This is a genomic window from Novipirellula sp., from assembly GCF_041583735.1.
Taxonomy (GTDB): domain Bacteria; phylum Planctomycetota; class Planctomycetia; order Pirellulales; family Pirellulaceae; genus Novipirellula.
On sequence record NZ_JBFHFD010000939.1, the window covers coordinates 1 to 2,369 of the forward strand.

General features: G+C 53.3%; 3 protein-coding genes. 2 read left to right on the forward strand and 1 reads right to left on the reverse strand.

Features of this window, described 5'->3' with window-relative positions; all coding sequences use genetic code 11:
* Positions 1-65 precede the first annotated feature (65 nt).
* On the forward strand, positions 66-734 hold the full coding sequence (locus tag ABX962_RS34805; RefSeq protein ID WP_372726253.1) for an RHS repeat-associated core domain-containing protein: 669 nt from the start codon (positions 66-68) through the stop codon (positions 732-734).
* Positions 735-924: 190 nt separating this feature from the next.
* On the opposite strand, the gene ABX962_RS34810 is transcribed toward ABX962_RS34805, so the two are convergent.
* The gene (locus tag ABX962_RS34810) at positions 925-2,088 is read right to left on the reverse strand and encodes an ISAs1 family transposase (RefSeq protein ID WP_372726251.1); all 1,164 of its coding nucleotides are present in this window, start codon (positions 2,086-2,088) and stop codon (positions 925-927) included.
* Between the two features lie 35 nt (positions 2,089-2,123).
* Between ABX962_RS34810 and ABX962_RS34815 the strand changes: the two genes are divergently transcribed.
* Positions 2,124-2,369 (forward strand): hypothetical protein (locus ABX962_RS34815; RefSeq protein WP_372726252.1); only part of this gene is annotated, 246 nt, incomplete at its 3' end.

Sequence of the window (2,369 nt, forward strand, 5' to 3'; positions counted from 1 at the left end):
ATGATAGCTGCATCACGAATCGCTCAAGAACGTGTGCGTCCAACAAAGCATCTCCGGAAAGTGGCATGTCGTCCGAGAACCTCGTGCGTTACTACCCTTGCGGCCAACAGTACAGCATCACCGCGCTGACCGATTCGAGCGGCACGATCAAGGAGCGCTACGCGTATGACGCGTACGGCAATCTCTCGATCTTCGACGGAAGCGGAACTGCACGCACGTCGACCGCCGAAAGTAACCGCTACACGTACACCGGCCGCGAGTACGACGACGTCCTCGACCTGTACCACTACCGCGCCCGCATGTACGACTCGATCGCTGGACGGTTCTGCTCCAGAGATCCGATTAGTTTTGATGGGAGTCGCTGGAACTTGTTCGAATACTGTGGTTGTTCTCCTGTCCTTCGCGTAGATCCTCGCGGGGAACGTTGGCAGACTTGGGCACTTACATGTGGAAACTGCGCCGCGGTACTTGGTCCAGGGGCACTGACCTGCATAGGTGCGAACGAGACCTTTGATGACAGCTGGGAAGAGTGCATGACTTACTATGTAGGTAATTTGCCTTGGATCCATCGGCAAGCCGCAAAGGTGGCATGTGCCGGCTGTGTAATTCGCATCATTGGCCCACCGGTATATCGATGGGTACTCAGACACGCTAGTTCGCCCTGCAATAACACATGGGAACAAATAGCAGTTCGCAGCGAACGAGTTATTAGATTTTCACAGTTGATCAGATGACTTCAAAATCCCACAAATTGCAGAATAGTGACAGCCTACTATCCTTGGTTTTGATCGGTGTGTTTTTCACATTGGTGACTATTGCCTCCTCGTTCAAACATGATCTAGCGGATCGTAGCTTCACGTACTTTGGACTTTTTGCATCGTGTTACTTTGGGGTGGTATCTGCGGCACGACGATCGCACCAAAATTAGGCTGCAAACAGGAGTTTCTCAAGGAATTCGGTGTTCCAGCCTGCGATTTTGCGTTTCCGTCTGAGGCTCTTCTTCCGAGTGTCTCGCTTGAGAAGCGTCGTGACAAACCGACGAGCGAAGCTCATGTTCGATGTCGCGTTCTTGGTTCGGAGCCGACTGGAGTCCTCATGAAACACGACATCGAGGACCCAGTGCATGCTCTCTATACTCCAATGGCTACGAGCACAATTTGAGAATTCATGCACCCGCGCCGGTCGGCTCGAAATGTAGTAGCGAACATCGCTTGATTGCCGGTCACCACGAGTCGTGCAGGTATTCGCTTGGCAGATACTTTTTGCTCCTTTCCACTGGTCGGTCAGTTCGCGAAGTGCTTTTGGAATTGGGCAGGTCGCATAGAAGCGTTCCTCTTCACGTGCGGCCTGCTTTCCCGTGGTCGTCATTGCCCGAACACCGTGGGCTGTGAGCCCATCGTTATGGGCCATCTCAAAGTGCTCGGCGATGGCAGCACAGAGCTTGGGATGGTTGTCTTTGACAGCGAACAGATAGTCGCCACCTCCCTCGACGATCTTTTCAGCAATCGACTTTTGGCATCCCATGGCATCGAGCGTCACGATTGAATTGCGCAAGTCGATTAGATCGAGCAATTCGGGAATTGCCGTGATTTCGTTGGACTTTGAGTCGACCTCGGTTTGTCCAAGCGTGACACCATTTTCGGTCGCCCAGGCACTGACGATATGAATCGCATCAGATTTCTCTGCATCGGTATAGGATCCGCGCACCGTCTTGCCATCGATCGCAACGTGAACGGGACGATTGTCGTCCTTGCTGGCGTGGTCCCAATTAATCTCGCAGAGATGAGCGTGCCATTGAAGCAGCGCCTTCTGAAACTCGGCTGGTTGGATCAGGGACAACACTCGCGTGATGGTATCGTGAGAAGGGATCCCGGCTTCGAAGTCTGCGAATTTGGACAGCCAATCCAGCTTCTCACCACCGAAGCTTTCGATCTCATCAGGTCCGTCCGCGCCTGCGATGACCGCCGAGACAACCAAGAACAGAATCGAGTTGAGTGGATGGATCGTCCGGCCCGCGACTCGCGGGTCGCCGACCTGATCAAAACACTCGTGAAACACATCGATTTGGGAAGCCATTGCCATCTCCATAACAGGGCAGTGAAAAACCAGTCCGGCTGAATTTATTGGCAGAGGGGTTCACTGAGGCAAGGCTTCGGCGAATACTGAAACCAGATTTTGGTGCGATCGTCGTGGGGACGGGGGCGATCTCGACGATCGATTTTATCGGTGAGGATCCAGCGACGGTTCCGTTGCTCAACAGCATGCTCAATGAAGAGGGCAAACCCAAAATATGTGAACGGGTTTGGATCTCATCACTCAATGGCAAGTATCGCACCACCGGTGGCGAGGGTTTTGGAAAGCTTTCTCCG

Coding starts and splice junctions, on each gene's coding strand:
- ABX962_RS34805 (WP_372726253.1), top strand. CDS start 66: ATGTCGTCCGAGAACCTCGTGCGTTACTACCCTTGCGGCCAACAGTAC.
- ABX962_RS34810 (WP_372726251.1), bottom strand. CDS start 2,088: ATGGAGATGGCAATGGCTTCCCAAATCGATGTGTTTCACGAGTGTTTT.